The 24501-nt window shown below is 59.6% G+C and carries 25 protein-coding genes and 1 pseudogene; 15 read left to right on the top strand and 11 right to left on the bottom strand.

Annotated elements, in window-relative coordinates:
- Nucleotides 1-8: 8 nt before the first annotated feature.
- Both AC1DCP_RS02775 and AC1DCP_RS02770 read left to right on the top strand, forming a co-directional pair.
- Nucleotides 9-443 carry a hypothetical protein gene (locus AC1DCP_RS02775; protein ID WP_025592588.1) on the top strand — a complete coding sequence of 145 codons (435 nt, stop codon included), beginning with the start codon at nucleotides 9-11 and terminating at the stop codon, nucleotides 441-443.
- Nucleotides 444-704: 261 nt separating this feature from the next.
- Nucleotides 705-1151, top strand: a complete 447-nt coding sequence (locus AC1DCP_RS02770; RefSeq protein WP_013635551.1) for a DoxX family protein — start codon at nucleotides 705-707, stop codon at nucleotides 1149-1151.
- A gap of 63 nt (nucleotides 1152-1214) precedes the next feature.
- Here AC1DCP_RS02770 and hisG read toward each other — a convergent pair whose 3' ends face one another.
- The 4 genes from hisG to hisS are packed head-to-tail and all read right to left on the bottom strand — an operon-like array spanning nucleotide 1215 to nucleotide 4944.
- Nucleotides 1215-1907 carry an ATP phosphoribosyltransferase gene (gene hisG, locus AC1DCP_RS02765; RefSeq protein WP_065688313.1) on the bottom strand — a complete coding sequence of 231 codons (693 nt, stop codon included), beginning with the start codon at nucleotides 1905-1907 and terminating at the stop codon, nucleotides 1215-1217.
- Nucleotides 1904-3031 (bottom strand): ATP phosphoribosyltransferase regulatory subunit, encoded by a 1128-nt coding sequence (locus tag AC1DCP_RS02760; protein ID WP_004432209.1) that lies wholly within the window; start codon nucleotides 3029-3031, stop codon nucleotides 1904-1906. Before AC1DCP_RS02760 ends, hisG begins: the two co-directional genes overlap by 4 nt.
- Nucleotides 3032-3047: 16 nt before the next feature.
- On the bottom strand, nucleotides 3048-3416 hold the full coding sequence (locus AC1DCP_RS02755; RefSeq protein ID WP_065688461.1) for a VOC family protein: 369 nt from the start codon (nucleotides 3414-3416) through the stop codon (nucleotides 3048-3050).
- A gap of 4 nt (nucleotides 3417-3420) precedes the next feature.
- Nucleotides 3421-4944 (bottom strand): histidine--tRNA ligase, encoded by a 1524-nt coding sequence (hisS, locus tag AC1DCP_RS02750; RefSeq protein WP_065688314.1) that lies wholly within the window; start codon nucleotides 4942-4944, stop codon nucleotides 3421-3423.
- Nucleotides 4945-5100: 156 nt separating this feature from the next.
- Here hisS and relB point away from each other — a divergent pair, with 156 nt between their 5' ends.
- From relB to AC1DCP_RS02735, 3 genes and pseudogenes are all read left to right on the top strand, one after another.
- Nucleotides 5101-5334 carry a type II toxin-antitoxin system RelB family antitoxin gene (relB, locus tag AC1DCP_RS02745; protein WP_004432214.1) on the top strand — a complete coding sequence of 78 codons (234 nt, stop codon included), beginning with the start codon at nucleotides 5101-5103 and terminating at the stop codon, nucleotides 5332-5334.
- Nucleotides 5318-5586 (top strand): annotated as a pseudogene (locus AC1DCP_RS02740) (type II toxin-antitoxin system RelE family toxin). Before relB ends, AC1DCP_RS02740 begins: the two are co-directional and overlap by 17 nt.
- 6 nt (nucleotides 5587-5592) lie before the next feature.
- The gene (locus tag AC1DCP_RS02735; protein WP_065688315.1) at nucleotides 5593-6357 is read left to right on the top strand and encodes a hypothetical protein; all 765 of its coding nucleotides are present in this window, start codon (nucleotides 5593-5595) and stop codon (nucleotides 6355-6357) included.
- 51 nt (nucleotides 6358-6408) lie between these two features.
- On the opposite strand, the gene AC1DCP_RS02730 is transcribed toward AC1DCP_RS02735, so the two are convergent.
- Nucleotides 6409-7326, bottom strand: a complete 918-nt coding sequence (locus AC1DCP_RS02730; RefSeq protein ID WP_476774123.1) for a LysR substrate-binding domain-containing protein — start codon at nucleotides 7324-7326, stop codon at nucleotides 6409-6411.
- Nucleotides 7327-7408: 82 nt separating this feature from the next.
- Between AC1DCP_RS02730 and AC1DCP_RS02725 the strand changes: the two genes are divergently transcribed.
- A complete protein-coding gene (locus tag AC1DCP_RS02725; protein WP_065688317.1) occupies nucleotides 7409-8452 on the top strand; it encodes a YeiH family protein in 1044 nt (347 codons plus the stop codon).
- A gap of 15 nt (nucleotides 8453-8467) precedes the next feature.
- Here the strand turns inward: AC1DCP_RS02725 and AC1DCP_RS02720 are convergent, their stop codons facing one another.
- Entirely contained in the window at nucleotides 8468-8911 is a 444-nt protein-coding gene (locus tag AC1DCP_RS02720; RefSeq protein WP_013635544.1) for a hypothetical protein, read from the bottom strand.
- The gene (locus tag AC1DCP_RS02715) at nucleotides 8908-9537 is read right to left on the bottom strand and encodes a DNA-3-methyladenine glycosylase I (RefSeq protein WP_004432231.1); all 630 of its coding nucleotides are present in this window, start codon (nucleotides 9535-9537) and stop codon (nucleotides 8908-8910) included. The genes AC1DCP_RS02720 and AC1DCP_RS02715 overlap by 4 nt, the downstream gene beginning before the upstream one ends.
- A gap of 237 nt (nucleotides 9538-9774) precedes the next feature.
- Here AC1DCP_RS02715 and AC1DCP_RS02710 point away from each other — a divergent pair, with 237 nt between their 5' ends.
- Both AC1DCP_RS02710 and AC1DCP_RS02705 read left to right on the top strand, forming a co-directional pair.
- Entirely contained in the window at nucleotides 9775-10548 is a 774-nt protein-coding gene (locus AC1DCP_RS02710) for a L,D-transpeptidase (RefSeq protein ID WP_065658316.1), read from the top strand.
- A 263-nt stretch (nucleotides 10549-10811) separates the two neighbouring features.
- Complete coding sequence (locus AC1DCP_RS02705; RefSeq protein ID WP_065688318.1) at nucleotides 10812-11471, top strand: outer membrane beta-barrel protein; 660 nt, start codon at nucleotides 10812-10814, stop codon at nucleotides 11469-11471.
- Between the two features lie 150 nt (nucleotides 11472-11621).
- On the opposite strand, the gene glcF is transcribed toward AC1DCP_RS02705, so the two are convergent.
- From glcF to AC1DCP_RS02690, 3 genes are all read right to left on the bottom strand, one after another.
- A complete protein-coding gene (glcF, locus tag AC1DCP_RS02700; protein ID WP_065688319.1) occupies nucleotides 11622-12923 on the bottom strand; it encodes a glycolate oxidase subunit GlcF in 1302 nt (433 codons plus the stop codon).
- 3 nt (nucleotides 12924-12926) lie between these two features.
- Nucleotides 12927-14129 carry a glycolate oxidase subunit GlcE gene (glcE, locus tag AC1DCP_RS02695; RefSeq protein ID WP_065688320.1) on the bottom strand — a complete coding sequence of 401 codons (1203 nt, stop codon included), beginning with the start codon at nucleotides 14127-14129 and terminating at the stop codon, nucleotides 12927-12929.
- A 91-nt stretch (nucleotides 14130-14220) separates the two neighbouring features.
- Complete coding sequence (locus AC1DCP_RS02690) at nucleotides 14221-15669, bottom strand: FAD-linked oxidase C-terminal domain-containing protein (RefSeq protein WP_404944505.1); 1449 nt, start codon at nucleotides 15667-15669, stop codon at nucleotides 14221-14223.
- 98 nt (nucleotides 15670-15767) lie between these two features.
- Here AC1DCP_RS02690 and AC1DCP_RS02685 point away from each other — a divergent pair, with 98 nt between their 5' ends.
- Nucleotides 15768-16667 (top strand): LysR family transcriptional regulator, encoded by a 900-nt coding sequence (locus AC1DCP_RS02685; protein WP_004432244.1) that lies wholly within the window; start codon nucleotides 15768-15770, stop codon nucleotides 16665-16667.
- A 9-nt stretch (nucleotides 16668-16676) separates the two neighbouring features.
- On the opposite strand, the gene AC1DCP_RS02680 is transcribed toward AC1DCP_RS02685, so the two are convergent.
- Nucleotides 16677-17951, bottom strand: a complete 1275-nt coding sequence (locus AC1DCP_RS02680) for a DUF3422 family protein (protein WP_065688321.1) — start codon at nucleotides 17949-17951, stop codon at nucleotides 16677-16679.
- Between the two features lie 290 nt (nucleotides 17952-18241).
- Here AC1DCP_RS02680 and AC1DCP_RS02675 point away from each other — a divergent pair, with 290 nt between their 5' ends.
- The 6 genes from AC1DCP_RS02675 to AC1DCP_RS02650 all read left to right on the top strand — a co-directional run bounded on the left by AC1DCP_RS02675 (nucleotide 18242) and on the right by AC1DCP_RS02650 (nucleotide 24371).
- Entirely contained in the window at nucleotides 18242-19015 is a 774-nt protein-coding gene (locus AC1DCP_RS02675; RefSeq protein ID WP_112153182.1) for a FadR/GntR family transcriptional regulator, read from the top strand.
- 102 nt (nucleotides 19016-19117) lie between these two features.
- Nucleotides 19118-20464, top strand: a complete 1347-nt coding sequence (locus AC1DCP_RS02670; RefSeq protein WP_004432251.1) for a glycosyltransferase family 4 protein — start codon at nucleotides 19118-19120, stop codon at nucleotides 20462-20464.
- Nucleotides 20461-21231 (top strand): HAD-IIB family hydrolase, encoded by a 771-nt coding sequence (locus AC1DCP_RS02665; protein WP_019564256.1) that lies wholly within the window; start codon nucleotides 20461-20463, stop codon nucleotides 21229-21231. The genes AC1DCP_RS02670 and AC1DCP_RS02665 overlap by 4 nt, the downstream gene beginning before the upstream one ends.
- 274 nt (nucleotides 21232-21505) lie before the next feature.
- A complete protein-coding gene (locus tag AC1DCP_RS02660; RefSeq protein WP_065658320.1) occupies nucleotides 21506-21946 on the top strand; it encodes an NUDIX hydrolase in 441 nt (146 codons plus the stop codon).
- A gap of 161 nt (nucleotides 21947-22107) precedes the next feature.
- The gene (locus AC1DCP_RS02655) at nucleotides 22108-23613 is read left to right on the top strand and encodes an inorganic phosphate transporter (RefSeq protein ID WP_065688322.1); all 1506 of its coding nucleotides are present in this window, start codon (nucleotides 22108-22110) and stop codon (nucleotides 23611-23613) included.
- A gap of 20 nt (nucleotides 23614-23633) precedes the next feature.
- On the top strand, nucleotides 23634-24371 hold the full coding sequence (locus AC1DCP_RS02650) for a 16S rRNA (uracil(1498)-N(3))-methyltransferase (protein WP_065688323.1): 738 nt from the start codon (nucleotides 23634-23636) through the stop codon (nucleotides 24369-24371).
- Nucleotides 24372-24501 lie beyond the last annotated feature (130 nt).

The raw sequence follows: 24501 nt of genomic DNA, 5'->3' as shown, positions 1-24501 counted from the left end.
CGATGTTCATGCGGGGGCGCGATTTGTTCGAAATATCAAGACGCAACGATGCTCTGCCTGCGGCCGCGACAACCATGCCGGATACTCAGACCCTCTCGCATTTCTTTATTTCGGAGGAATGGAGCGGCGATCTTTCGAGCGGCGTCATCAAGCTTGGCGAACATGCATCTTTCATGCATGGGCTGCCGCAGGGTGAGTGCGGCCTGCTCAGCCTGATCCGCTGTTATGATCGGGGTCACCACGACCGCGTGCTCGAAATTTTCGAACAGGCTTCCGCCGCACCCTCACGCTTCTGCTTTTCCACCGGCCTGTTCACCCTGCCGGCAATGCGGCAGCCGCTTATTTGCATGGGCGAATCCTCGGGTTTCGAGATCGGCCAGCAAGGGCGCATTTCGGGGCTCTTCCTGTTTCCGCGTTTCGAGGATATGCGCTTCGCCGCCTAGCGCGTTTCCAGTAAAACTGCGCAGCGGCTTTATGTCAGGAAAATTTGTTAAAACAAATAGATAGATCGAGTCGAATGGTCCCGTTCAAACGGGGATGCGCGCTCAATGTCATTGAACGACATTGTTGGTCGTTCACAAAATGAAGACAATTTGTCTTCTATTGTTCATCTTTATAGATGCATGATTTTCGGTCATTGATATCTCCAGACATCACCTTGCAGTTTAACCGGCGACACGCCGATCACTTACCGGAGATACTCCATGTCCAGCAGCCAGAACGCTCTCGTTCTCATCGCCCGCATTCTGCTTTCCTTCATCTTCATCTATTCCGGCTTCGGCAAACTCACCGATCCGGCTGGCACTGCCGGCATGATCTCGGGCGCCGGCATGCCTGCCGCAACCGCGCTTGCCTATCTTGCCGGCCTGTTCGAACTCGTTGCCGGTCTTGCCATTCTCGCCGGTTTCCAGACGAAGATCGCCGCATGGGCGCTTGCAGCATTCTGCGTGTTCACCGGCCTCGTATTCCACAGCGGCACCGTTGCCGTTCCCGGCTGGCCTGAGCCTGCTCTCGGCTGGATCAACACACTGAACGGCATCATGCTGATGAAGAACATCACCCTTGCCGGCGCCTATATCCTGCTCGCAACCTTCGGTGCAGGCGCCTACTCCGTCGACGCAAAGCGCGGCTTCGTTACCGCCCGCGCCTGAACCCATAGGCTGACCAAGAAAAAAGCCGCCGGATCGCTCCGGCGGCTTTTTTCTTTTATGCTATCAGACAGCCGCTTTTATTCGCGCCGCGATCTCCTGAACCGCCGGATCACCTTCGTGGTCCGGCTTGCGGGCGCGCACGAAACAGGCTTCCGAGCGGACGATGATGCCGTCGGAGAGGATTTTCAGGTGGTTAGCTTTCAGCGTCGAGCCGGTGGAGGTGATATCGACGATGATATCCGCCTGCCCTGCCGCCGGAGCACCTTCGGTGGCGCCAAGGCTTTCGACAATACGGTAAAGCTGAATGCCGTGCTGGCGCGAAAAGAACTGCTGCGTCAGCCGCCAGTATTTGGTTGCGATTGCCAAACGGCGACCATGACGGGCACGGAATTCCGAGGCCACATCGCCGAGATCGGCCATGCTGTCCACATCCAGCCAGATTTCCGGCACGGCGACAACGACATCGGCATGGCCGAAACCGAGGCGGGCGCAGAATTCCACCTGCGCATCGGCGTTGGTCAGCCCCTCTCGTACCAGGTCTTCACCCGTCACGCCGAAATCCACGCTGCCAGCACCAATTTCGCGGGCGATCTCGGAGGCTGAGAGATAGGCAATCTCGATATCGTCGCGCCCTTCGATGCGGCCGCGATAGGACCGGTCGTTACCGACAGCTGCGACCTTCAGCCCGGCGCGTTCCAGAACGGCGGAGGCGTCTTCCTTCATCCGGCCCTTGGAGGGCAAGGCAATGGTGATCATGGCTTATCGCTCCCGCGCACCGTTTCGATGCGATCCAGCCAGAGGGAAAAGCCCACGGCCGGTATTTTTTCCTGCGCGCCAAGCAGCGTCAGCAGTCGGTCAAAACGGCCACCACCGGCCAGAACGCTATCGCTACCTTCTTCCATCACCTCGAAAACGAGTCCAGTATAATAATCGAGCGGACGGCCGAAGGCCGCGCCGTAGCTGACTGTTTCGAGATCGACCCCGGCATTCGCAAGGGCCGCGACACGCTTATCGAAAGCGGAAAGCGCACCGTCCAGTTTCAGCTTAGCCTTTGCGGCAAAATCGGCCAGAACTTGCGAGGCCTGCGGCAAGGGCGCCTGCAGGGCCAGAAACTGCTTGAGCAGTTCGAAACTCTCATCCGGCAGACGCGTGGCGGCAAGCGCCAGCTTTTCCCGCAGACGGCGGGCGATTTCCTGCGGCGAGCGGCTGGCATTGGTGGAATAGCCGGTTTCCTGCATTACCGTGTCGAGATAATCGACCAGCACCGCCTCTTCGCCCGTCGCCAGAAGGCCGGCGACCCGCGCGTCAAGGCCGGTCATGGGCTTGGGGTGCACAAGACTTTCCAGCAGCGCGTCGAGCTGCGCCATATCGCCGAAAGCCTGCACCAGCCGTTTCTGCCAACCGAGCGGCAGGCCGAGCGCTGCAACGACCGCCTCGAACACCTGCTGGTCGCCCAGCGTGACGGCGAGCGAACGGCCAGGCAGAAGGCGTTTCAGAATGGCGGTTGCATCAATCACGGCGCGGGCATCGGCGGCGGCGATATCGGTATCGCCAAGATCCTCGATGCCGGCCTGATAAAACTCGTTCGCACCCTCCCGGCGCTGGCGGAAGACCTCACCCAGATAGGAGTAACGCTTCGGCGTACCCGTCGCTGTCTCGATATGGCGCAGGCAGACGGGAATAGTGAATTCCGGGCGCAGACAAAGGCTTTCACCTGTCTCGCTCTCCGTCATGAAAATACGCCGGCGCAAATCCTCGCCCGCCATATCCAGAAACGGTTCGGCAGGCTGGATGACAGGCGTATTCACACGACTTGTGCGGCGCGCGGCGAATTCTTCCAGTAGCTCTCCGGAAAATTCCGGCATGTCGATCAGGGGCATGGAACGGTACTTTTCGTCACGGTTCGAGCGGCTGCATCATTTCGATGCGGTTTCCGAAGGGATCAAGGACATAAAACCGGTGATATCCTTCGAGCGGCTCATCCTCAACCACATGGTAGCCTGCAGTTTCAAGTGTTTTTCGCAAGATATTGAGATCGTCTACCAGAAAGGCAGGATGGGCTTTCCTGGCAGGTCTGAAATCCTGATCGATGCCGAGGTGGAGTTTTATCGGTTCAGATGAGAACCAGCATCCGCCGCGCGCCGCCAGATTGGCGGGTTTCGCCTGCTCCGCAAAGCCGAGCAGGTCGCCATAAAAGGCTCGCGCCTCGTCTTCCCGGCCGACGGGCATCGCCAGTTGAAGGTGATCGAGCGCGAGGATCGCCATCGCCTCAGCGCCCTTCAGCGGCGCGGCGAACGTCCCCTGCATGATGTTCCAGAATCTCGCGAACCTTCGCCACCAGTTCCGTCTCCGGCGCGGTGATCTGTGCCACCCGCGCTTCGCGCCAGCTGGCATTGTCCTCGATCTCGCCGGAGAGGCGCTTGCCTTCGATCAGATCCTTGATCTGCACGACGCCTTCGGCGCGCTCGTCACCGCCCTGGATGATGGCGATGGGGGAGCCGAGACGGTCGGCATATTTCAGCTGATTGCCGAATTTCTTCCAGTTGCCCTGGTACATTTCGGCGCGGATGCCCTCGGCACGCAGCGCCTGTGTGAAGCGTTGGTAACGGCCCATGCTGTCCACATCGCCATCCATGACGGTGATGAGAACCGGGGCGAGCGGCTTGACCTGACCGAGTTTGCCGAGGTTCTTCAAGGCCGTCATCAGACGGGAAACGCCGATGGAAAAGCCTGTTGCCGGAACCGGCTGACCCATGAAGCGAGAGACGAGACCATCATAACGGCCGCCACCGCCGACCGAGCCAAAGACGACCTTTTCGCCCTTTTCGTTGGTGACGTCGAAGGTCAGTTCGGCCTCATAGACAGGGCCGGTGTAATATTCGAGACCGCGCACGACGGAGGGATCGATCTTGATACGCGTCGCATCGTAACCGGCACCGGAAACCAGAGAGCCGATGATGTTCAGTTCATCGACGCCTTCCGCGCCTTTGGATGTGCCCGCAACCAGTTTTGCAAGATCATCGGCGCTTTCCACATAATCCTTGATGCCGACGAAAAACAGAACCTTTTCGATCTGCTCTTCACCGAGACCCGCACCCTTGGTGAAATCGCCGGACTCATCCTTACGGCCGGGACCGAGCAGCAGCTTCACGCCATCAGGGCCGAACTTGTCGAGCTTGTCGATGGCGCGCAGCACGTTCAGGCGACGACCGGCATTTTCCACGCCACCAAGGCCGATGGCCTCCATGACGCCGTCCAGCACCTTGCGGTTGTTGACGCGGATGACATAATCACCGCGCGCAATACCAAGCGCTTCCAGCGTATCGGCCATCATCATGCACATTTCGGCATCGGCGTGCACACCGGCAGCACCGACCGTATCGGCATCAAACTGCATGAACTGGCGGAAGCGGCCGGGGCCGGGCTTTTCATTGCGAAACACATAACCGGCGCGATAGGTACGGTAGGGCAGCTGGATTTCGTTGAAATTTTCCGCGACATGGCGGGCAAGCGGTGCAGTGAGATCGTAACGCAGGCTCATCCACTGGTCGTCGTCATCCTGCAGCGAAAATACGCCCTCGTTCGGACGGTCGCTATCAGGCAGGAATTTGCCGAGCGCATCGGTATATTCAAACAGCGGTGTTTCCACCGGATCGAAGCCGTAAAGCTCGTAGACCTTGCGGATCTTGTCGATCATTTCATTGGTGGCATGGATATCGGCAGCAGAACGGTCCACGAAGCCACGCGGCAGGCGGGCTTTCAGTTTCTGAGGCTTTTTTGCTTTTTCGCTCATGATGCCGATCCGATATTTTCCTGAAATTATGCCGGTGTATTAGATGATGAAGCCCGGTGCGGCAAGCCGCAAAGCCTCTGGTTCCACTGGCCGCACGGGGCAAACAATGCTATATGGGATGCATGTATCCCATTTTAGTCGAAAAGGGCGCAAGCAATGAGCAAACAGACTGCCATCCGCCTGCCGGACGAGACCTATGAACGGCTGAAAGCGCTTTCCGAGCGCACGGGCCGTACGTCCGCATACTATATCCGCGAGGCGATTGAGAAACATATCGAGGATATGGAAGATCTCTATCTAGCCGAAGAGGCGACGCGACAGCGCATTGCCAATAAAGAGCGCACCTATAATCTGGAAGAAGTGATGCGCGATCTTGACCTGGAAAATTGAATTTCAGCACCGAGCCGTCAAACAGCTTGGAAAGTTGGCAAAGCAGGACGCGAACCGCATCGTTTCTTTTCTGGCGGACCGGGTCGTCCAGGACGACAATCCCCGCCAGACAGGTGCCGCCCTGCAAGGCTCAGAACTCGGCAGCTTTGGCGTTACCGGGTAGGCGATTACCGTATCATCTGCGATATACAGGACCACAAGCTTGTCGTGCTGGTGGTGGAAATTGGCCATCGCCGCGAAATTTACCGTTAGGCATCAATGATCCTCGAAGCCCTGCAATATGCCGCCACGCGTGCGGCCACGCCGAAACCATTCCGGCCGCATATCCGCTATTCCGTCAATCTATGGGCGCGCGCCAATCGCTGCGCAACAGCATGGGCGGAGCATGAAAACAACAGCCAGCAATTTGTGCTGCAATCGGCGAGAAAACTCAAACAGAGACGGACGGCGGTGGTGCTCGGGTCGGGTCTGCTGCGCGACGTGCCATACGATGCGCTGGTGGCGATGTTCGATACCGTGGTTCTGGTCGATCTGGTGCATCTTGCCAGCGTGCAGGCGAAGCTACGCTTCAATTCCAAAAAGAATGTGCGCATCGTCAACCGCGATCTTTCCGGTTTTGACGACATCGTTGCAGGTAAAGAACCGGAACCGCTCGAGTTCCTGCGGCGGGTGCCCTATCTGGATTTCGTCGTCTCGGCCAACCTCCTGTCACAGATCGGCACCGGCGCGCGGCATCGGCTGGAGCGGGAGAAGATTGCCGGCGCGCCTGATGACCTTTTGCCGAGGCTCATTCAGACGCATCTGGATGCGCTGGCCGCCCTTCCCTGCAAGGTGTGCCTGATAACGGACACATCCTTTGACGTTATCGGCAAAGACGGCAGCCTGCACCAGCACGAGGACTTGCTGCACGGTGTTGATCTGTCCGCGCCGGCCGCCGCATGGGAATGGCCACTCGTTCCGTTGGGAGAGGAAAGCAGGGACTATCGAATCGTTCATCACGTCGTTGCGCATGAGCTGACGTGATAGGCTCTGCCCGCGCACCGCGATCCCGATAATGCCGCGCGGCCTTTCGACCTACAAACCGGCAAGACCGGCCTTGTAGTCCTCCGAGGCGGCACGGCTGAGGCGTTCCAGTTCCATGGCGGCACGGCTGGTGTGACGTTCCTTGTGGCGCAACAGAGCAAAATTGCGGGCGGGCAGATCGATGCCGGCGCGGACCAACAATCCCTGTCGTAAGAACAGGGAAGCGACGGAGGCGGAAACCGCCGTCGCCGCGCCGCCGGAGCGTGCCGCCATCACCACGGCCTCGTTGGAGGGCAGTTCCAGCATCACGGAAAGATCTGCCGGGTCGACACCCATCTGCCGCACCGCCGCCTCGAAGGCGGAGCGGGTGCCGGAACCCTGTTCGCGCAACACCCAGGACGTTCCGTATAGAATATCGAGGGTGGTGAGATAACGACCGTCGGCGAAGGGGTGGGCGGAGCCGGTGACGACCAGAAGCTTGTCGGATACCACGGGCTGCACCATCAGCGCCGGCTCGTCGATCTTGCCCTCGATGAAGCCGACCTCAGCCAGCCCATCGAGCACGGCCTGAGTTACCGTTTTCGTATTGCCGATATCGAGTTTCAGCGTAACACCCGGATAAAGCTTCTTGAATTGCATGAGGATCGGCGGCAGCCAGTAGCTGGCAATGGTCTGGCTGGCGCATACGGTGATTTCGCCGCGCGTCAGACCGCCCATTTCGGAGAGAATCAGTTCGGCGCTGCGCACGCGCGCCAGCGTCGCCCTGGCCTCACCCAGAAACACCCGGCCGCTTTCGGTCAATTCGATATTGCGGCCGACGCGATGGAACAGCTCGACATTGTAAAATGCCTCGAGGTTCTTGATAGCGGAACTGACGGCCGAGGCGGTCAACCCGATCGCCCGCGCGGCCCTTGTCAGGTGCTCCCGTTCGGCGACGGCGATGAAAATGCGGAGTTGTTCAAAGGTCATGGCTTTTTCATTCGATTTTATCGAATAATATATGCCATATTATTTGATAGAATAAAACAGGCCATTCCGGCATTGTCTGGCCATGGCACAGCATCGCACCCTCACTCATCCCTTCCAGTCTTCTTTTCGCTCGCTGACCCCGCTTCTGCCGGGCATTCTGCTTTGCGCGGCGGTCAGTTGCGCTGCCATTCTGGCGGAACGCTTTCAGGTGCGGCTTGCCGGACATGCATGGCTCGGCGATCTGGTGCTGGCTATTCTGATCGGTACGCTTTTGCGTTCGCTCGTGTCGCTGCCAGCGGTTGCTTCGGCCGGCATCAAGTTCAGTGCCAAGACCCTGCTCGAGATTGCGGTGGCGCTTCTTGGCGCATCCTTGAGCCTTGCCATTCTAAAAGGCGCCGGCGGTTTGCTGATCGGCGGCATCGCTGTCATCGTCGCCCTTTCGCTGATCTTCAGCTATGCCGCCGGGCGGATGCTAGGGCTGCCACCCAAACTCGCAACCCTTATCGCCTGCGGCAATTCCATCTGCGGCAATTCGGCCATTGCGGCGGCAGCGCCCGCCATTGGCGCCAAGCCAGAAGATGTCGCCGCATCGATTGCTTTTACAGCCGTTCTCGGTGTCGCCGCCGTTCTGCTGATGCCGTTTCTGCCGCAGCTTCTCGGTCTTGATGCCACCCAATATGGCATCTTCGCGGGCCTGACGGTCTATGCCGTACCGCAGGTGCTAGCAGCCACCGCCCCGCTCGGCGCCGTTGCGGTGCAGACCGGGACAATCGTCAAGCTCATACGCGTCCTGATGCTGGGGCCGGTCATTGCTGCCCTCTCCGTCATCCACGGCCAGTCCGGCAAGGGCCGGCTGAAGTTGCAGCAGATGGTTCCGTGGTTCATCATCTGCTTCGTGCTGATGATCATGGCCCGTTCCTTCGGCCTTATTCCCGATGTTCTGCTAGGCCCCCTCGCCTCGCTCTCCAACATCCTCACCATCATGTCGATGGCGGCACTTGGACTGTCGGTCGACATTCGCAGCCTTCGCCATGCCGGGGGCAAGGTCATCGTCGCCGCCAGCCTCTCGCTCGTGCTGCTTGGAATCTTGAGCTTCGGCCTGATCGCGCTGACGCAAACGGCCTGAAGGTGCGGCGGGCCGTTATTTCTGAGTGCTGACCGTCAGGATATAATGCGCGCCGAGCCCGCGACGCGGTGATCCCAGGATAAGCGTCGGGCGGATCAGCCATTCGGTATCCGCCTTCGGCGTCAAAGTGGCGATTTTACCTTCGGAGTCGCTGAAAAAGATCGCGTCCTGATCCGGCGTCGAAAAATCAAAGATCGCCATCAGGACGAATTCGCTGGAAGAGGTAAGCTCGACCTTCATCGTCTGCCCGGCCTTGACCTTCAGGCGGTAGACATCGCCACGGCCGCGCCGTGTCCAGCCATCTAGTTTCAACGGCCCTGTGGGCGGCAGGGCAACTTCCTTGAGCCTTTCGCCGTCGTCCAGCCAGATGCCGTCGACGTTGCGGCTTTCCGCAAGGGATGGATGCGGTACGGCCGCCACGGCCATGGCAAAAGCCAGAAGAAGGGACTTTGCTTTCATGGACGTACAAACTCCCGCCGCATGGCCTCGATCGGCTCACGGCAATGACAGCCTTCGATATGATCGTTGACCATACCCATGGCCTGCATGAATGCATAGACGGTCGTCGGGCCGACGAAGGTCCAGCCGCGCTTTTTCAAATCCCTGGAAAGACGAATGGACGCGTCGCTGGTGGGGTTGGCCCTTAACGTCGCATAGTCCAGCCTTTGCGGCCTTTCTGCGGCGGAAGGCTCGAACCCCCAGAAATAATGGGCAAGCGAACCGAATTCGTCCCGGAGCGCTATGGCGCGACGGGCATTGTTGATGGTCGACACGATCTTGCCTCGATGGCGGATGATGCCCTTGTCCGCAACACAGCGCTCAATGTCGGCTTCACCGAACTGCGCCACTTTTTCGAATTCGAAATTGGCAAAGGCAAGACGGAAAGCCTCGCGCTTGCGCAACACCGTCAGCCAAGAGAGCCCGGACTGGAAGCCCTCGAGACATATCTTCTCGAACAGGCGGCGATCGTCGGTGACGGGATAACCCCATTCTCCGTCATGGTAGCGGCTGTAATCCTCAAGTCCCTGCTGCCAGAAACACCGCACGCGGCCATCCGCGCCCGTTTCAAGTCCCGCCTCGTTCATCCCGCAACCACCCTTTTTCGCTCCCGCCTGTGACCGGCGTGATGCGCGCACTTACCACTCATTCACCACGTTTCAAAACGGGTCGCTAACCTTAAATCCAGCTTTTTCTAATCAAGCGCTTTTTAATGAACAGCCATTTACGATTCGCTGGCGTCAAGGTGCGAACGTAGCCGGCAAGGCGGGCGAATGATCCCGCAATTGCTATTGTTGCGACATACCGCAGAGAGAGTCCACCCGATGACGATGAAGTCCGTTTTTCTGGCGCTGAGCCTCGTTTCCACCTTCGCCGCCCCGGCCGCCGCAGCCGGTGAGCGTTACCGGGAGCGCCCGCCTGTCGTCGTCAGTCCAGACCTTTCCGCCCCCTGGGTAACGCAGCTTGGTGGCGGCAATGTGCGGCCCGTGGTTTACCCGCGCGCGCCAGCAGCCCGCCAGCCTTTCTTCCAACAGCGCCAGGCCACCATGCCACAGCGCCCAAGCTCCGGCGTCACCTCGCAGCGCCCGGCCCGGGTACAGAACGCCGCCGTTCGCCCGAATGCGCCGGTGCGCACGCAGATCGCCCCGCAATTCCTGCCCCAGATCGTGAGCTACCAGACCACCCAGAAGCCCGGCACCATCGTCATCGATACGCCGAACCGCTTCCTCTATCTCGTCATGGCGGATGGCAAGGCCCGCCGTTATGGCGTCGGCGTCGGCAAGCCCGGTTTCGAATGGGCCGGAACGCACAAGGTGACGCGCAAGGCGGAATGGCCGAGCTGGACGCCACCGAAAGAAATGATCAGCCGCGAAGCGACGAAGGGACACTACCTTCCGGCTTTCATGGAAGGCGGCCCTGCCAATCCGATGGGCGCGCGCGCCATGTATCTCGGCTCCACGCTTTACCGCATCCACGGTACCAACCAGCCCTGGACGATCGGCAGCAACAATTCCTCAGGCTGCATCCGCATGCGCAACGAGGATGTCACCGATCTTTACGAGCGTGTGAACGTCGGAACAACAGTCATTGTGATATGACGGCAACGGTGCCGCTAATACGCGGACTTGCAGCCGACACCACGGCAGATCGCGCTTGAATTGATGCCCCGCAGCGGTACAATCGCTACTAGATTGATTGAAGGAGACTTGGCGGGGGACGCCAGGCGCCGGACCTCTCTCAGGGGGATGATGGAACGGCCTTGAAACGGGTGGTCAACTGACCGCCCGTTTTTCGTTTCTGTCATTTAAATGTTACTAAAAAGCGGTTTGGTGTGTCCTCAACACCAAACTGGATTCTCCCCATGCTGCGCCACGTTTCCATTCTTTGCGCCCTGCTGCTCAGCGGCGTTTCCTTCTCTTCCGCAATCGCGGGGGAATTTGAATTTTCCGGTTACGGCGGCTGGCAAAGCGCCCCGCACAGCGATGTCACGGTTTCGGACGGAACGGACTTCCGGGCGGGGTGGGAAGGCAAGTCATTTTCGAGCCCTGCCTATTGGGGGGTGCGCGGCACCTACTGGTTCGAGGAAGGCCAGCTCAACAATCTCGGCATCTCGCTCGATTACACCCACGACAAAGTCTATGCCGACGACCAGACGCTGGCGCGTTCCGGCTGGTCGCATTTCGAGTTCACCGACGGCCTGAACCTTTTGACGCTGAACGCGCTCTATCGTTTCCCGCTGGAGACCTGGCGCCTGACGCCTTACGTGGGCGCGGGCGTTGGCATCAACGTGCCGCATGTGGAGGTTACCCGGGCTTCCGGCAAAACCTTCGAATACCAGTTCGGTGGCGCAACCCTGCAGGCGCAGGCCGGCCTCAGCTACCGCATAACCGACAACTGGTCGACCTTCGTGGAATATAAAGGCACCTACTCCTTTATCGACGTGGATATCGACAATGGCGGCAAGCTGAAAACCGATATCATCACCAATGCGGTGAACTTCGGCGTGGCCTACAAGTTCTAAAGCTGGGATGGAAATAGAGGGCGCTTTCCGACAGGGTGCCAAGCTACCCTCAAACCCCACTCCTGTGCTTGTCACAGGATGAGCAGAGCGAACGACGCACCGGCCCGAACCTTGTGTCGGGTCCCATGGCCCTTACAAGCGAACGGCGCTCTAAGCCAAAAGCCTCGCGGGTTTCGGTCCGCCATAAGCCCAGTCCAGCAGCTCGACCGTGTGCAGGATCGGCATTTCCGTGCCAGTCGCGATCTGCGTGATGCAGCCGATATTGCCGGTGGCAATGACATCCGCGCGTGTGGCCTCGATGTTCCTCACCTTGCGCGCCTTCAGCTTTCCTGAGATCTCCGGCTGCATGATGTTGTAGGTTCCGGCCGACCCGCAGCAGAGGTGCCCTTCCGCCGGATCGCGGACGGTAAAACCAGCCGCTTTCAGCAATTGCTTCGGTGCCATGGTGATCTTCTGGCCATGCTGCATGGAGCAGGCCGAATGATAGGCAACCGTCAGGCCCTGGCTTTCCTTTTGCGGCAGGTCGAGCGTGGCAAGATATTCGGTGATGTCCTTCGCGAGTGCCGATACCCGTGCGGCTTTCTCCGCATAGGCCGGATCAAGCCGCAGCATATGGCCGTAGTCCTTGATGGTCGTGCCGCAGCCGGATGCGGTGATGATGACGGCATCGAGGCCACCATTTTCCATTTCACGCATCCATACATCGACATTGCGGCGGGCGGCGGCGAGCGCCTCGGCCTCGCGCCCCATATGATGCACCAACGATCCGCAGCAGCCTTCCCCCTTCGGCACGACAACCTCGACGCCAAGCCGCGCCAGAAGACGCAGCGTCGCCTCGTTGATACCAGGATCGAGCACCGGCTGGGCGCAGCCGGTAAGAATGGCGACACGTCCACGCTTTTCACCTTCGGCTGACCGTTCACCCGGACGGGCAGAAGCTGAAACGGCGGGCACGGAAGCCGGGGCGAGAGCGAGCATGGATTGCAGCGGTTTCAGCGCGGGAAACTTCGCGAGCACACCGGCGAAGGGTCGCGTGATCCGTGCCAGATGCAAGGCCAGCCGGAAGCGACCGGGATAAGGCAGAACTGCAGCCAGAAGATTGCGGGTCAGGCGGTCCATGAAGGGACGTTTATAGGTTTGTTCGATATGGGCGCGGGCGTGATCGACCAGATGCATGTAATCGACGCCGGACGGACAGGTGGTGGTGCAGGCAAGGCAGGACAGGCAGCGGTCGATATGGGTGACGACTTCGCGGTCCGCCGGGCGGCTATTTTCCAGCATGTCCTTGATGAGGTAAATGCGGCCGCGCGGACTGTCCAGCTCATTGCCAAGCGTGACATAGGTGGGACAGGTGGCGGTGCAGAAGCCGCAATGCACACATTTGCGAAGGATTTTTTCGGATTCCGCCACATGCGGATCAGCCAGCTGCTCGGGCGTGAAGGATGTTTGCATGGTTCAGACGGCCCTTCCCATCTTGCCAGGATTGAAGATGCCCGCCGGATCGAGCTTTTCCCTGATGCGCGCAGACAATATGGTCTCCGCCGCCGGGCGCGGTTCGAATGCCGGCACGGTGGCGCGCACCGCGTCGCTCGCCCGCATCAAGGTGGCGTGCCCGCCGCCGAGCGCGCGGATGGCACCGCGCAGCAATTCCGCTTCCGGGTCCGCCTCCATCTGCATCCAGATGAGACCACCCTGCCAGTCATAAAAGGCATCGATGCCCGCTTCCATGCGCAAGGCAGCAACCAGCCTGTGGCCTTCGCTCGGCGCGACCGAGACTTTCCAGAGCGGTTTGGCATCTTGCCCGGCATAGGGCGCGACATTCCGCACCTGCCGCCATAAAACAGCACTCTCCTCGCCTTCCAGCAGCGCCCATGGGCCAACCCGATCCATGACGGAAAGGAGTTTCGCCGCGCGCGCCTCGACGGAAGCCCCGAGCCCTTCCAGCCGCAGGATTGTCGCCGGACCTTCCGGCAGAGCGCCTGCGATGAAATGGGAGCGAACGCTTTCCGGCAGATGGGCCGCACCGGAAACCTCGACGCTCATCGCCATCGCTGCCGCCATGATCCGCGTCGCGGCCTCGTCGTCCAGACCGGAGACAACCACGGTTTTTTCCGCTGGCGGTTTCGGCAACACGCGGAAGGTTACTTCCGTGAGAAAACCGAGCGTGCCGTGTGAACCCGCCAGAAGCTTCGAAAGATCTAGCCCGGTGACATTCTTCATCACCCGGCCACCCGCCTTGATGACTTCCGCCTTTCCATTGACGAAACGGATGCCGAGCAGGCTGTCACGCGCCGCACCAGCCACATAACGGCGCGGGCCGGAAACATTGGCAGCAAAGACGCCGCCGATGGTCGGCTCGCCTGAAGTTCCCATGATCGGGCGGTGGTCCATCGGCTCGAAGGCCATCATCTGCCGGTTTTCGGCAAGGGCGGCCTCGACGGTGGCGAGCGGTGTGCCTGCTTTGACCGTCATGACCATTTCGGCAGGGTTGTAGGCGATGATGCCAGACATTGCGCGGGAGGAAAGCGTTTCATCTGCCTCGACCGCATTGCCGAAACCGGAGCGGGTGTTGCCGCCGATGATTTTCAGCGGAGTTTTTCGGGTTGTGTGGTCGCGGATGATGTCGGCGACCTGGGTTTCTGCATAGGGGGTCAGCATGGGGTGCGCTCCGAGCAAGAGATACCCTCCTCTGCCCTGCCGGGCACGGAGGGGTGAGCCGCACCCACCAAGGCTACAAAGCTAAAGTACATCATCCCCTCCCCTCCAGCGGAAACACCTTGGAAGGGTTCATCAACCAACCCTCGTCAAAAGCAGCGCGAACCGCCATCTGCTGGGCAAGATCAGCCTCGGCATATTGGTGCCGCATCAGGTCGCGTTTTTCGATGCCGACACCGTGTTCGCCGGTGAGGCAACCGCCCGCATCGACGCAGAGCTTCAGGATTTCATTGCCCGCCTCTTCGGCCCGGGCGGCGTCTTGCGGATCGTTGGCGTTGAACAGGATCAGCGGATGCATGTTACCATCGCCCGCATGAAAGACATTGGCGACGCGAAGGCCGAGGCGGTCGGTGATTTCGCTTGTTTTTTTCAGCACATAGGAAAGCTGGGAAAGCGGCACCGTGCCATCCATGCAGATATAGTCCGCGATGCGGCCCGTTGCGCCGAAAGCGGATTTCCGGCCCTTCCAGATCGCAGCGGCCTCCATGGCCGACTGGCATTCCCTGACCGTCTTCACGCCGTGTTTTTTCGCAATGGCGACGATATCGGCCAGCATGGCGTCCATTTCCGCCTCCGAGCCTTCGACCTCGACAATCAGCAGCGCGCCGACATCCAGCGGATATCCGGCCCTAGCGAAGGCCTCGCAAATCTCGATTGCCGGCTTGTCCATGAATTCGATGGCGACAGGAATGATGCCCGCGCCGATGATATCGGCCACGCAGGAGCCAGCTTCTTCGGAGGTTTCGAAACCAAACAGTACCGGGCGCGCGCCCTCCGGCTTGGCAATCAGCCGCACCGTCGCCTCGGTGACGATGCCGAGCTGGCCTTCCGAACCGCAAATGAGGGCGAGAAGATCGTAACCGGCGGCGTCAAGATGCTTGCCGCCCAGCTCCAGCACCGTGCCATCGACAAGCACCATTTTTACGCCGAGCAGATTATTGGTGGTGACACCGTATTTCAGGCAGTGCGCACCGCCGGAATTCATGCCGACATTGCCGCCGATGGTGCAGGCAAGCTGCGAGCTTGGGTCCGGCGCATAAAAGAAGCCTTCCGCACCGGCCGCATCGGAAATGGAGAGATTGGTGACGCCCGCCTGTACCCTTGCCGTGCGATTGTAAAAATCGAGTTCGAGGATCGCGGACATCTTCGAAAGGCCGATCACCACCGCATCTTCCTGCGGAATGGCGCCGCCGGAAAGCGAGGTGCCCGCGCCGCGCGGCACGACAGGAATGCCGTAACGGTGACAATATTTCATCACCGCTGCGACCTCTTCGGTGGTCTTCGGCAAGGCGACGGCCAGCGGCAGGCGGCGGTAGGAGACGAAAGCGTCGGTCTCGAAAGGCACGAGCTCACGCGGCTCGTGCACGAGACAGTCCTCGGCCAGGATATCCTTCAGATCGGATATGATGCGGTCACGGCTCGATAAAACCGCCGCACGCGGCTCCAGAAACTTGATCGGCTGCGTCACCGCCCCCTCCTCCATGCACGTCTTGCCAAGTGGTATTGTTTCTTTACCACTTTGAAGGAGCGCAATCAAATGCTAAGGATTTTTTCCGTTCTGGAAATAATCGGGAGGCAACTGTGACAAATCTGGGCGACCTGGAGGTCTTCGCAACCGTTGCCGCCTCCGGCAGCATGTCGCTTGCCGCCAAGGAGCTTGGTTATTCGCCCGCTGTTATTTCCAAGCGCATCAAGCGGCTGGAAGAAAAGCTCGGCGCACGGCTGTTCCAGCGCACGACAAGGCAGATCTCACTGACCGAAGCGGGCCAGGGCTTTTACGAACGGGTACTTGCCGTGTTGGAAGGGCTGGAGGATGCCGAGGATTTCGTGTCTGGGCGCGCAAACACCGTCAACGGCACGCTGAAAATCTCAGCTCCCACCTCCTTCGGTCGCATGCATATTGCGCCGCATCTGAAGACGTTCATGGAGCGCCACCCGGACCTGTCGGTCAATCTGGTGCTCAGCGACGAATTCATCGATATCATCGAAGGCGGTTACGATCTGGCGATCCGCATCGCCGATCTCAATTCCTCCAGCCTCGTCGCCCGCCGGCTGGCGCCGGTGCGCCGCGTGCTATGCGCCTCGGCGGAATATGTCACTGCCCACGGCATGCCGGCGACGATCGAGGACCTTAAGAAGCACCGCTGCCTGCCGGCCCACAACAACGATATCTGGCGACTGGAAGGACCGGGCGGGGCGCTCAGCATCCGCCCGGAAGGCATGCTGGTCACCAATTCCAGCGAAGTGATCCGCGAGGCGGTGATATCGGGACTGGGAATTGCGTTGCGCTCCACCTGGGATATCGGCCACGAATTGCGCGCCGGCCGGCTGGTGCAGGTTCTACCCAGCTATGAGGGATCGCGAAACGTCACGCTGTCGGCGGTCTATCCAAGCCGCCAGTTCCTGCCCGCGAAGGTGCGGCTGTTCATCGACTATCTCGCCGGACTTTACGGCCCCTCACCCTATTGGGAGCATGATTGACGCCGGTATTCAGTGCCCGCCTTCGACATGGGAGCGGCGAATGCGGCGCACCACCCACCAGACGCCAAAGACGGCAAAGGGAACGGAAAGGCCGGTGACCACGGCGGGATCAACCGGCAGCACATCGTGGCTGATCGCCTTGGTGAGATAACCGATCAATCCGACGACATAATAGGAGATGGCGGCGACCGACAGGCCTTCCACCGTCTGCTGCAGACGAAGCTGCATGGCGGCGCGCTTGTTCATGGTGTTCAGGAGCACCGTGTTCTGCCGTTCCAGTTCCACGTCGATCCAGCTTCTGACGAGTGCCGTAGCGCGATAGAGCTTGCGCGACAGGTTGGCCTGCCGCTCCTCGACCGACTGGCAGGTGCGCATGGCGGGCGCCAGACGCCTTTCCAGAAAGCTGCCCATGGTCTCGTGCCCCTGAACGGGCGTTTCCGCAAGCGCGCGAATACGTTCACGCACGATGCCGTCATAGGCGCGGCTGGCGCCAAAACGATAGAGGCTGAGCGCGGCATTGGCTTCCAGTTCCGCCGCAAGCCGGGTCATCTCCGCCAGCAGCGCATCGGCCTCGTCGCGCGCGCCGTTTTTCATGCGCTGGGTGATTCCCGTCAGGCCATCTTCGATGCGACGGATTTCCGGCGACAGCGTCTGCGCCATCGGCAGTCCGAGCATGGCGAGCGTGCGATAGGTCTCGATATCCAGCAGCCGCTGCACCAGCGCACCGCGGCTGTAATCGCTCAAGCCACGGTCGATCACCAATATCTGCGTCAACCCGTCGCGATCCTGACGGAAATCGGTGAGGATCGCCGCCTGCCCGTCGCGCACGTCGCTGTAACAGAGGCTCGTCGGCTCGAACATGGTCTCCGCATTGGGAGCCGTTGCGCCCTCTGGACGGATTTCCAGCCGTATGCCTGATATCAGGGAGCCGGGTGGTGAAAAACCGTCGCCGAACGGATCGCCGACAATATCGCCGCCGAATTTTTCCGGCGCGGGGCCATCCCAGAACCATGTCGAGAATTCGGTATGCCGCTCCCAGCGCAGCGTGCCCTGCCCCCAGGGCATGGCATGGTGGCGGGCATCGCGTTCCGGCGGCGCGACACCCCGGCTACGCGACATTTCCGCAATGACCGAGTGATGCACGGCAGAACCGCCATCCATCATGAAGGCAAGCTGGACGATGATGCGCGACGGCGCGAGAAGCACGGTCGGCCGCGCATGAACCTCGCCGAGAGCCAGCGATCTTTCCGGCGCGCTTGCGAAAGCAAATCTACCCTTGGCCATTGCGATATCGTCCCCGCCTGTTTCGCCGGTTTTCTAGAACATCCATCGCGATGACGACACCGCAATCGAAGCAGATGTAATTGTTTTGATGCACCTGACGGAGAAAAGCCGCCATCACCACCCTGTGCGGGTGCTTTAACAAAAGCCAGTTTAAAAAGGCAGGTGCCGTGTTGCCGCAGGCATGGCGCAGAGCTTACGGCAGAACTGGACAGAATATTTGACCAGTGCGATGCTTCGCTGATAATTTGCCCCATCGATTACGGGGCGGGACTTCGCCGGAGAATGTTGCGATGGACGAAACACTGTTCGCCCGAATAGAGCATAGCCGCACATCGCAGGAGGTGATCTTACGTTTCGAGGAACTGATCCTCGACGGCATATTGCGGGATGGCGACCGGCTGCCCGGCGAGCGTGAACTGGCGCAGAAGCTCGATGTCTCGCGGCCAATCCTGCGGGAAGCGCTGAAGGAACTCGAAACGCGCGGCCTTCTCACCAGCCGGCACGGCGGTGGGACTTATGTGGCCGATATTGTCGGGCCGGTCTTTTCCGATCCCTTGAGCGCGCTGATCACACGCCACAGCCGCGCAACGCGGGATTTTCTGGAATATCGCCGATATATCGAAGGCATGACCGCCGAACTTGCGGCACAGCGGGCGACTGAACCGGACAGGCGCAACCTTGCGGCTATCGTCGAAAAAATGCGGGAGGCCCATGAGGCTGGCCGCTTCGAAGAAGAACTTGCAAGCGATGTGGAATTTCACAACGCCATCGGCGAGGCGGCACATAATATCGTGCTGATGCACACATTGCGGTCCTGCTACCGGCTCCTGAGCGACGACATCTTCTATAACCGCCATCTCATATTCAGTGTCGCAGGTGCGCATGACGAGGTGCTGAGACAGCATATCGCCATCCACGAGGCCATTGCGGGCGGTAATGCGGCAGGGGCAAGGGCTGCGGCGGAAACCCATATCGATTTCATCGTGGACACCACATCAAAGGCGCATCAGGCAAGGAAATGGGACCGGATTTCACGCCTGCGACAACAGCAGCGCAACGCCTGAAAACAGCTTCAGACGAAATGCGGCATCGCTTTTCTTCAGATTTTATGGAACCTTTTGTCCTCTTTGGTCTTTTTCTGGGGTTAATTGGAAAAATTTACCAAGATGGGACCCATGACGACCACGAGCGAAACTGAACGCTATCCAAGGATAGCTCTCATATCGACGCATGGCTATGTCGCCGCGCACCCGCCACTTGGCGCAGCGGACACCGGGGGACAAGTGGTTTATGTGCTTGAGCTTGCACGCAAACTCGGCCAGCTCGGTTACACCGTTGATCTCTATACCCGCCGCTTCGAAGACCAGCCGGAATTCGACGAGGTTGACGAGCGCGTCCGTGTGGTGCGCATTCCCTGCGGCGGGCGCGATTTCATTCCCAAGGAATATCTGCACCGCCACCTGATGGAATGGTGCGAAAACGCGTTGCGCTTCATCAAGAAAAACAACCTCAACTACTCTTTCATCAACAGCCACTACTGGGATGCGGGCGTTGCCGGGCAGCGGCTTTCCGAGGCGCTGAAAGTCCCGCATCTGCACACGCCGCATTCGCTCGGCCTCTGGAAAAAACGCCAGATGGAAACCGATTACCCGGAAAAGGCCGATACCTTCGAACTTGAGTTCAATTTCAAGGAACGTATCCAGCACGAACTCATCATTTATCGCAGTTGCGACATGGTGATTGCGACGACGCCGGTGCAACTCGACGTGCTGATCGAAGATTACGGTCTGAAGCGCAAGCACATCCACATGATTCCGCCGGGTTATGACGACAACCGATTCTTCCCCGTCTCGGATGCGACGCGGCAAATGATCCGGCAGCGTTTCGGTTTCGAGGGCAAGGTGGTGCTGGCGCTTGGACGCCTTGCCACCAACAAGGGTTACGACCTTTTGATCGACGGCTTCTCGGTTCTTGCGGCGCGCGAACCGGAAGCCCGCCTTCATCTGGCCGTCGGCGGCGAGAATATGGACGAGCAGGAAACCACCATTCTCAATCAGCTGAAAGAGCGGGTCAAATCGCTCGGGCTGGAGGACAAGGTGGCGTTTTCCGGCTACGTCGAGGACGAGGATTTGCCTGATATCTACCGGGCAGCCGATCTTTTCGTTCTGTCGAGCCGTTACGAGCCATTCGGCATGACCGCAATCGAGGCGATGGCGAGCGGAACACCGACCGTGGTAACCATCCACGGCGGGCTGTTCCGCGCCGTCAGCTACGGCCGCCACGCGCTGTTTGCCGATCCTTTCGATAAGGAAGACCTCGGCATCACCATGATGAAGCCGTTCAAGCACGAGCGGCTGTATGGGCGGCTTTCCCGCATGGGGGCGCACAAGGCGCGCAGCCTGTTCACCTGGACGGGAATCGCGCAGCAATTGCTGGCGCTGGTGGAAGGCAGGCCGCTGATGCCGGTTCTGGAAGAATCCGATTGGGCAGAGCCATGGAACGACGGCGACTGAAACCGCTTCGCCTGTTTTCCACCGATCTCGACGGAACCGTCGTCGGCGATAACGCCGCTACGCGCCGGTTCCGCGATTTCTGGCATTCGCTGCCGGACGATCTTCGCCCGGTTCTGGTCTTCAATAGCGGCAGGCTGGTCGATGACCAGCTCGCCCTCTTGGAAGACGTCCCTTTGCCGAGGCCCGACTACATTATCGGCGGGGTCGGCACCATGCTGCACGCAAGAGAGCGGGGCGAGCTTGAAAGCGCCTATACGCATTCGCTCGGTACGGGTTTCGACCGGAAAAAGATCGCCGATGTCATGGCCGGCCTGCCGGGTGTGACCATGCAGGCGGAACGCTATCAGCATGGCCTCAAATCCAGCTGGTTCCTGCATGGTGCGGATGAGAAGATGCTCAGTGATATCGAAGCCACGCTCGTTGCGGCGGATATCGATGCCCGGATCGTCTATTCCAGCAACCGCGACCTCGACATATTACCCAAGGCCGCGGACAAGGGTGCGGCATTGGCGTGGTTATGTGGACAACTGCACATTGGTCTCGACGAATCAGTGGTTGCGGGCGATACTGGCAACGATCGGGCGATGTTCGAGTTGAATGGTATTCGCGGTGTGATCGTTGGCAATGCCTTGCCGGAGCTTCTTTCGCTGGCGAACAATGACAGCCGTTTTTTCCTCTCGCGCGCGACCGAAGCTGACGGTGTGATCGAAGGTCTCCAGAATTGGGGATTGCACGCTGGCCAACGCAGTTCCGGCAATAATTCATAGCGGTTTTGCGTTCTGAATAGCGTAAAACAGAAAAAATGCAGTATTTCCGCGATCGGTCGCTGACGGTTACGTACCGGGCAAAGCCTTCGTTCGCACCCCTGCCACATCCCCTGCTGCCTACGATCTTCAACCGCATGAAGACAATCGTGGGTTATGCGTGAGAGGGGATTGGCGGGACATAAAGGATATCTATATTAGCAGTTACGACTAACAGGCGAAGAAGGATCCACACGGATTGAAGATTTTGAATCGATTGGCGACAGATGTAGGCTTGATGTTGCGCAGACCGCCGCGACAGCAATACGCAGCGCTGTGCTATCGATCGTCCAAAAAACATCGTGAGCCGGAAGTCCTGTTGCTGACAAGCAGGGATACGGGGCGCTGGGTCATTCCCAAAGGCTGGCCCATGGCCAACAAGAAGGCGCATGCCGTTGCCGAACAGGAAGCCTACGAGGAAGCCGGTGTCAAAGGCAGGGTGGATAAGGCCCCGTTCGGCTTTTATGAGTATGAGAAAAAGCTGAACAGCGGCATCAATGTGCTGTGCAAGGTTCAGGTACATCTGCTCGAAGTGGCGGAGCTGCAGGACAGCTTTCCCGAGAAGGATTCCAGACGGCTTGAATGGGTTACTCCCGAAGAGGCCGCCAAACGGGTTAACGAGCCGGAACTGAAAGCGCTCATGCTTACTTTCGACAAGCGGATGGCGCTTTCGAAATAGCGTCCTCGCCCGAATAGTGGCAATCTGCAGTTTGTTTTTCCAACATGGCTTTTACTGTCTTTCATTTTGGAAAGATGTGCGAGATGTAACAGTCTTTCTGTAAATTGCCTTCAGCCCGCGACATTGCCGGACGAATGGGAATGCTGGCGAACGAGGTCTGAATGGCAATGAAGCCGCCACCGAACATGAAGCCGACGCTCGACAAGGATCTCGAGAAGATCACCCGTGTCGAAGAGGCGACGCTGCACGTCACGCAGCAGCTTGCCGGCCTTGGTGCGGGGGTGATGTTCGTTGTTCTGGCGGCGATATTTGCGGGCGCCTTCGTCACGGGCACGGCGGGCGCCGTCATCATCATCGCAGCCGTCGCCATCGGCGCCTATATGGCAATCAACATCGGCGCGAACGATGTGACGAACAATGTCGGCCCGGCGGTCGGCGCCAAGGCGATGCCGCTTGCGGCGGCACTCATCATCGCCGCCATCTGCGAAATCGCGGGTGCCTTGATCACCGGCGGCAACGTCGTCGAGACCATTTCCAGCGGCATCATCAACATCCAGACCATTCCCGACCGCACCGTGTTTTCCTGGGCTATGTTGTCGGCCCTTCTCGCCGCCGGTCTTCTCGTCAATATCTCGACCTGGACGAAAGCGCCGATTTCCACCACCCACACGGTGGTTGGCGGCGTTGCGGGGGCTGGAATGGCGGCCTATGGCATCCGGGCAGTCGACTGGCTGTCGCTTGGCAGCATCGCCTTTGCCTGGGTTCTAGCACCCTTTATAAGCGCGGCCATCGCCATCGCCCTCCTTGCCTTCATCAAGGAATTCATCATCTACCGGGAGGACAAGATCGACGCCGCGAAGCGTTGGGTTCCTGTTCTGATCGGCATCATGACCGGGGTCTTCACCGCTTATCTCATCTGGGTGGGGCTGAGGCAGATCGTGCATGTCTCGCTTGGCCATGCAAGCGGGATCGGGCTTTTGACCGGCCTCGTCTCCTGGCGACTGTGCGTGCCGATCATTCGCAAACAATCGGTGGGATTGGAAAACCGCAACCAGTCGCTTCGAACCCTGTTCCAGTGGCCGCTCGTTCTTGCGGCTGGCCTCATGTCCTTCGCGCATGGGGCAAATGACGTTTCGAACGCCATCGGCCCGGTGGTGGCAATCGTGCGGGCACTGCACGACGAGGCGGTGGAGACGTCCGCCCGCGCGCCGCTCTGGGTGATGCTGGTCGGCGCATTCGGGCTTTCCTGCGGTATTCTTCTCTATGGCCCGCGCCTCATCCGCCTTGTCGGTGAACAGATCACCAAGCTCAACCCGATGCGCGCTTTCTGCGTTTCCGTGGCCACGGCTCTGACGGTTCTCGTCGCCTCACGCTTCGGCCTGCCGGTCAGCACCACCCATACGGCGATCGGCGCCGTGTTCGGCGTCGGCTTCTTCCGCGAATGGTACACGCAGGCGTCTCGACGGCGGCAGGAACTCATCCAGGCCGGCACCAGTCAAATCCGCCGGGCCGATCGATATCTGGACAATCCTTCCGAGATACGCCGCCGTTATCTCGTCCGGCGATCCCACTTCATGACCATCATCGCCGCCTGGCTGGTGACCGTTCCCGCGAGTGCTACGCTTGCAGCACTGTTATATTGGCTTATGTCCTTCCTCTTTCTCTGACGCTGAAACAGAAAAGTCCCATGCGCGCAAATTTCCGGATGCAACGCCTGTTCGTCGAAACCCCGCTTGCAGCGGGCGCGGCGCAGGAAGCGACAACCGAACAGTTCAATTATCTCGCCAATGTGCTGCGCATGACCGATGGCGCGGAAATCCTGCTGTTCAACGGCCGCGACGGGGAATGGAAGGCGAGGCTCTCCTTTCCGAGCCGCAAGAAGATCACCCTCATCCCTCTGGAACAGACACGGCCCCAGCCGCCGGCATCGGATCTACACTACCTGTTTGCGCCGCTGAAAGTCGGACGCATGGATTATATGGTGCAGAAGGCGGTCGAGATGGGGGCCGGTCTTTTGCAGCCGGTGATGACCCAGCATGTGCAGGGCAAGATCCACAATACCGAAAAGCTGCGCGCCAATGCCATCGAGGCCGCCGAGCAATGCGGCATCCTGTCGTTGCCTGGCGTGGCCGAGCCGGTGAAACTGAAAGACATGCTCGAGACCTGGCCCCGGGATCGACGGATCATCTATTGCGACGAGGGCGACGCGGGGCAAAATCCGCTGCCTGTCCTGCAATCCATCAAGGAACGCAAAATCGCTCTTCTGGTCGGCCCGGAAGGCGGGTTTTCCGAAGAGGAAAGAGAGTTGCTGCGCAGCCTTGCCTTCGTCACCCCCATTCCGCTCGGGCCGCGTATCCTAAGGGCCGATACGGCTGCGGTCGCAGCCCTTGCGGTCATTCAGGCATCGATCGGCGATTGGAATTGACCTATCTGGCACATGTCTTTATCGCAAAACCGCTGCACAGTTTTACGCGACATGCGCTGAACCATTGCGCTTCATGCATCTTTAAAAGAAATTCATTTGCCTCCGGATACGATCCGGCTCTATCTGCCAC

Source organism: Agrobacterium sp. 10T429 (assembly GCF_056393925.1).
Note: the sequence above shows the minus strand (reverse complement) of the source record. Positions and strands in the feature narration are given on the sequence as shown.

Coding starts and splice junctions, on each gene's coding strand:
- AC1DCP_RS02775 (WP_025592588.1), top strand. CDS start 9: ATGCGGGGGCGCGATTTGTTCGAAATATCAAGACGCAACGATGCTCTG.
- AC1DCP_RS02770 (WP_013635551.1), top strand. CDS start 705: ATGTCCAGCAGCCAGAACGCTCTCGTTCTCATCGCCCGCATTCTGCTT.
- hisG (WP_065688313.1), bottom strand. CDS start 1,907: ATGATCACCATTGCCTTGCCCTCCAAGGGCCGGATGAAGGAAGACGCC.
- AC1DCP_RS02760 (WP_004432209.1), bottom strand. CDS start 3,031: ATGCCCCTGATCGACATGCCGGAATTTTCCGGAGAGCTACTGGAAGAA.
- AC1DCP_RS02755 (WP_065688461.1), bottom strand. CDS start 3,416: ATGGCGATCCTCGCGCTCGATCACCTTCAACTGGCGATGCCCGTCGGC.
- hisS (WP_065688314.1), bottom strand. CDS start 4,944: ATGAGCGAAAAAGCAAAAAAGCCTCAGAAACTGAAAGCCCGCCTGCCG.
- relB (WP_004432214.1), top strand. CDS start 5,101: ATGAGCAAACAGACTGCCATCCGCCTGCCGGACGAGACCTATGAACGG.
- AC1DCP_RS02735 (WP_065688315.1), top strand. CDS start 5,593: ATGATCCTCGAAGCCCTGCAATATGCCGCCACGCGTGCGGCCACGCCG.
- AC1DCP_RS02730 (WP_476774123.1), bottom strand. CDS start 7,326: ATGACCTTTGAACAACTCCGCATTTTCATCGCCGTCGCCGAACGGGAG.
- AC1DCP_RS02725 (WP_065688317.1), top strand. CDS start 7,409: ATGGCACAGCATCGCACCCTCACTCATCCCTTCCAGTCTTCTTTTCGC.
- AC1DCP_RS02720 (WP_013635544.1), bottom strand. CDS start 8,911: ATGAAAGCAAAGTCCCTTCTTCTGGCTTTTGCCATGGCCGTGGCGGCC.
- AC1DCP_RS02715 (WP_004432231.1), bottom strand. CDS start 9,537: ATGAACGAGGCGGGACTTGAAACGGGCGCGGATGGCCGCGTGCGGTGT.
- AC1DCP_RS02710 (WP_065658316.1), top strand. CDS start 9,775: ATGACGATGAAGTCCGTTTTTCTGGCGCTGAGCCTCGTTTCCACCTTC.
- AC1DCP_RS02705 (WP_065688318.1), top strand. CDS start 10,812: ATGCTGCGCCACGTTTCCATTCTTTGCGCCCTGCTGCTCAGCGGCGTT.
- glcF (WP_065688319.1), bottom strand. CDS start 12,923: ATGCAAACATCCTTCACGCCCGAGCAGCTGGCTGATCCGCATGTGGCG.
- glcE (WP_065688320.1), bottom strand. CDS start 14,129: ATGCTGACCCCCTATGCAGAAACCCAGGTCGCCGACATCATCCGCGAC.
- AC1DCP_RS02690 (WP_404944505.1), bottom strand. CDS start 15,669: ATGGAGGAGGGGGCGGTGACGCAGCCGATCAAGTTTCTGGAGCCGCGT.
- AC1DCP_RS02680 (WP_065688321.1), bottom strand. CDS start 17,951: ATGGCCAAGGGTAGATTTGCTTTCGCAAGCGCGCCGGAAAGATCGCTG.
- AC1DCP_RS02675 (WP_112153182.1), top strand. CDS start 18,242: ATGGACGAAACACTGTTCGCCCGAATAGAGCATAGCCGCACATCGCAG.
- AC1DCP_RS02670 (WP_004432251.1), top strand. CDS start 19,118: ATGGGACCCATGACGACCACGAGCGAAACTGAACGCTATCCAAGGATA.
- AC1DCP_RS02660 (WP_065658320.1), top strand. CDS start 21,506: ATGTTGCGCAGACCGCCGCGACAGCAATACGCAGCGCTGTGCTATCGA.
- AC1DCP_RS02655 (WP_065688322.1), top strand. CDS start 22,108: ATGGCAATGAAGCCGCCACCGAACATGAAGCCGACGCTCGACAAGGAT.
- AC1DCP_RS02650 (WP_065688323.1), top strand. CDS start 23,634: ATGCGCGCAAATTTCCGGATGCAACGCCTGTTCGTCGAAACCCCGCTT.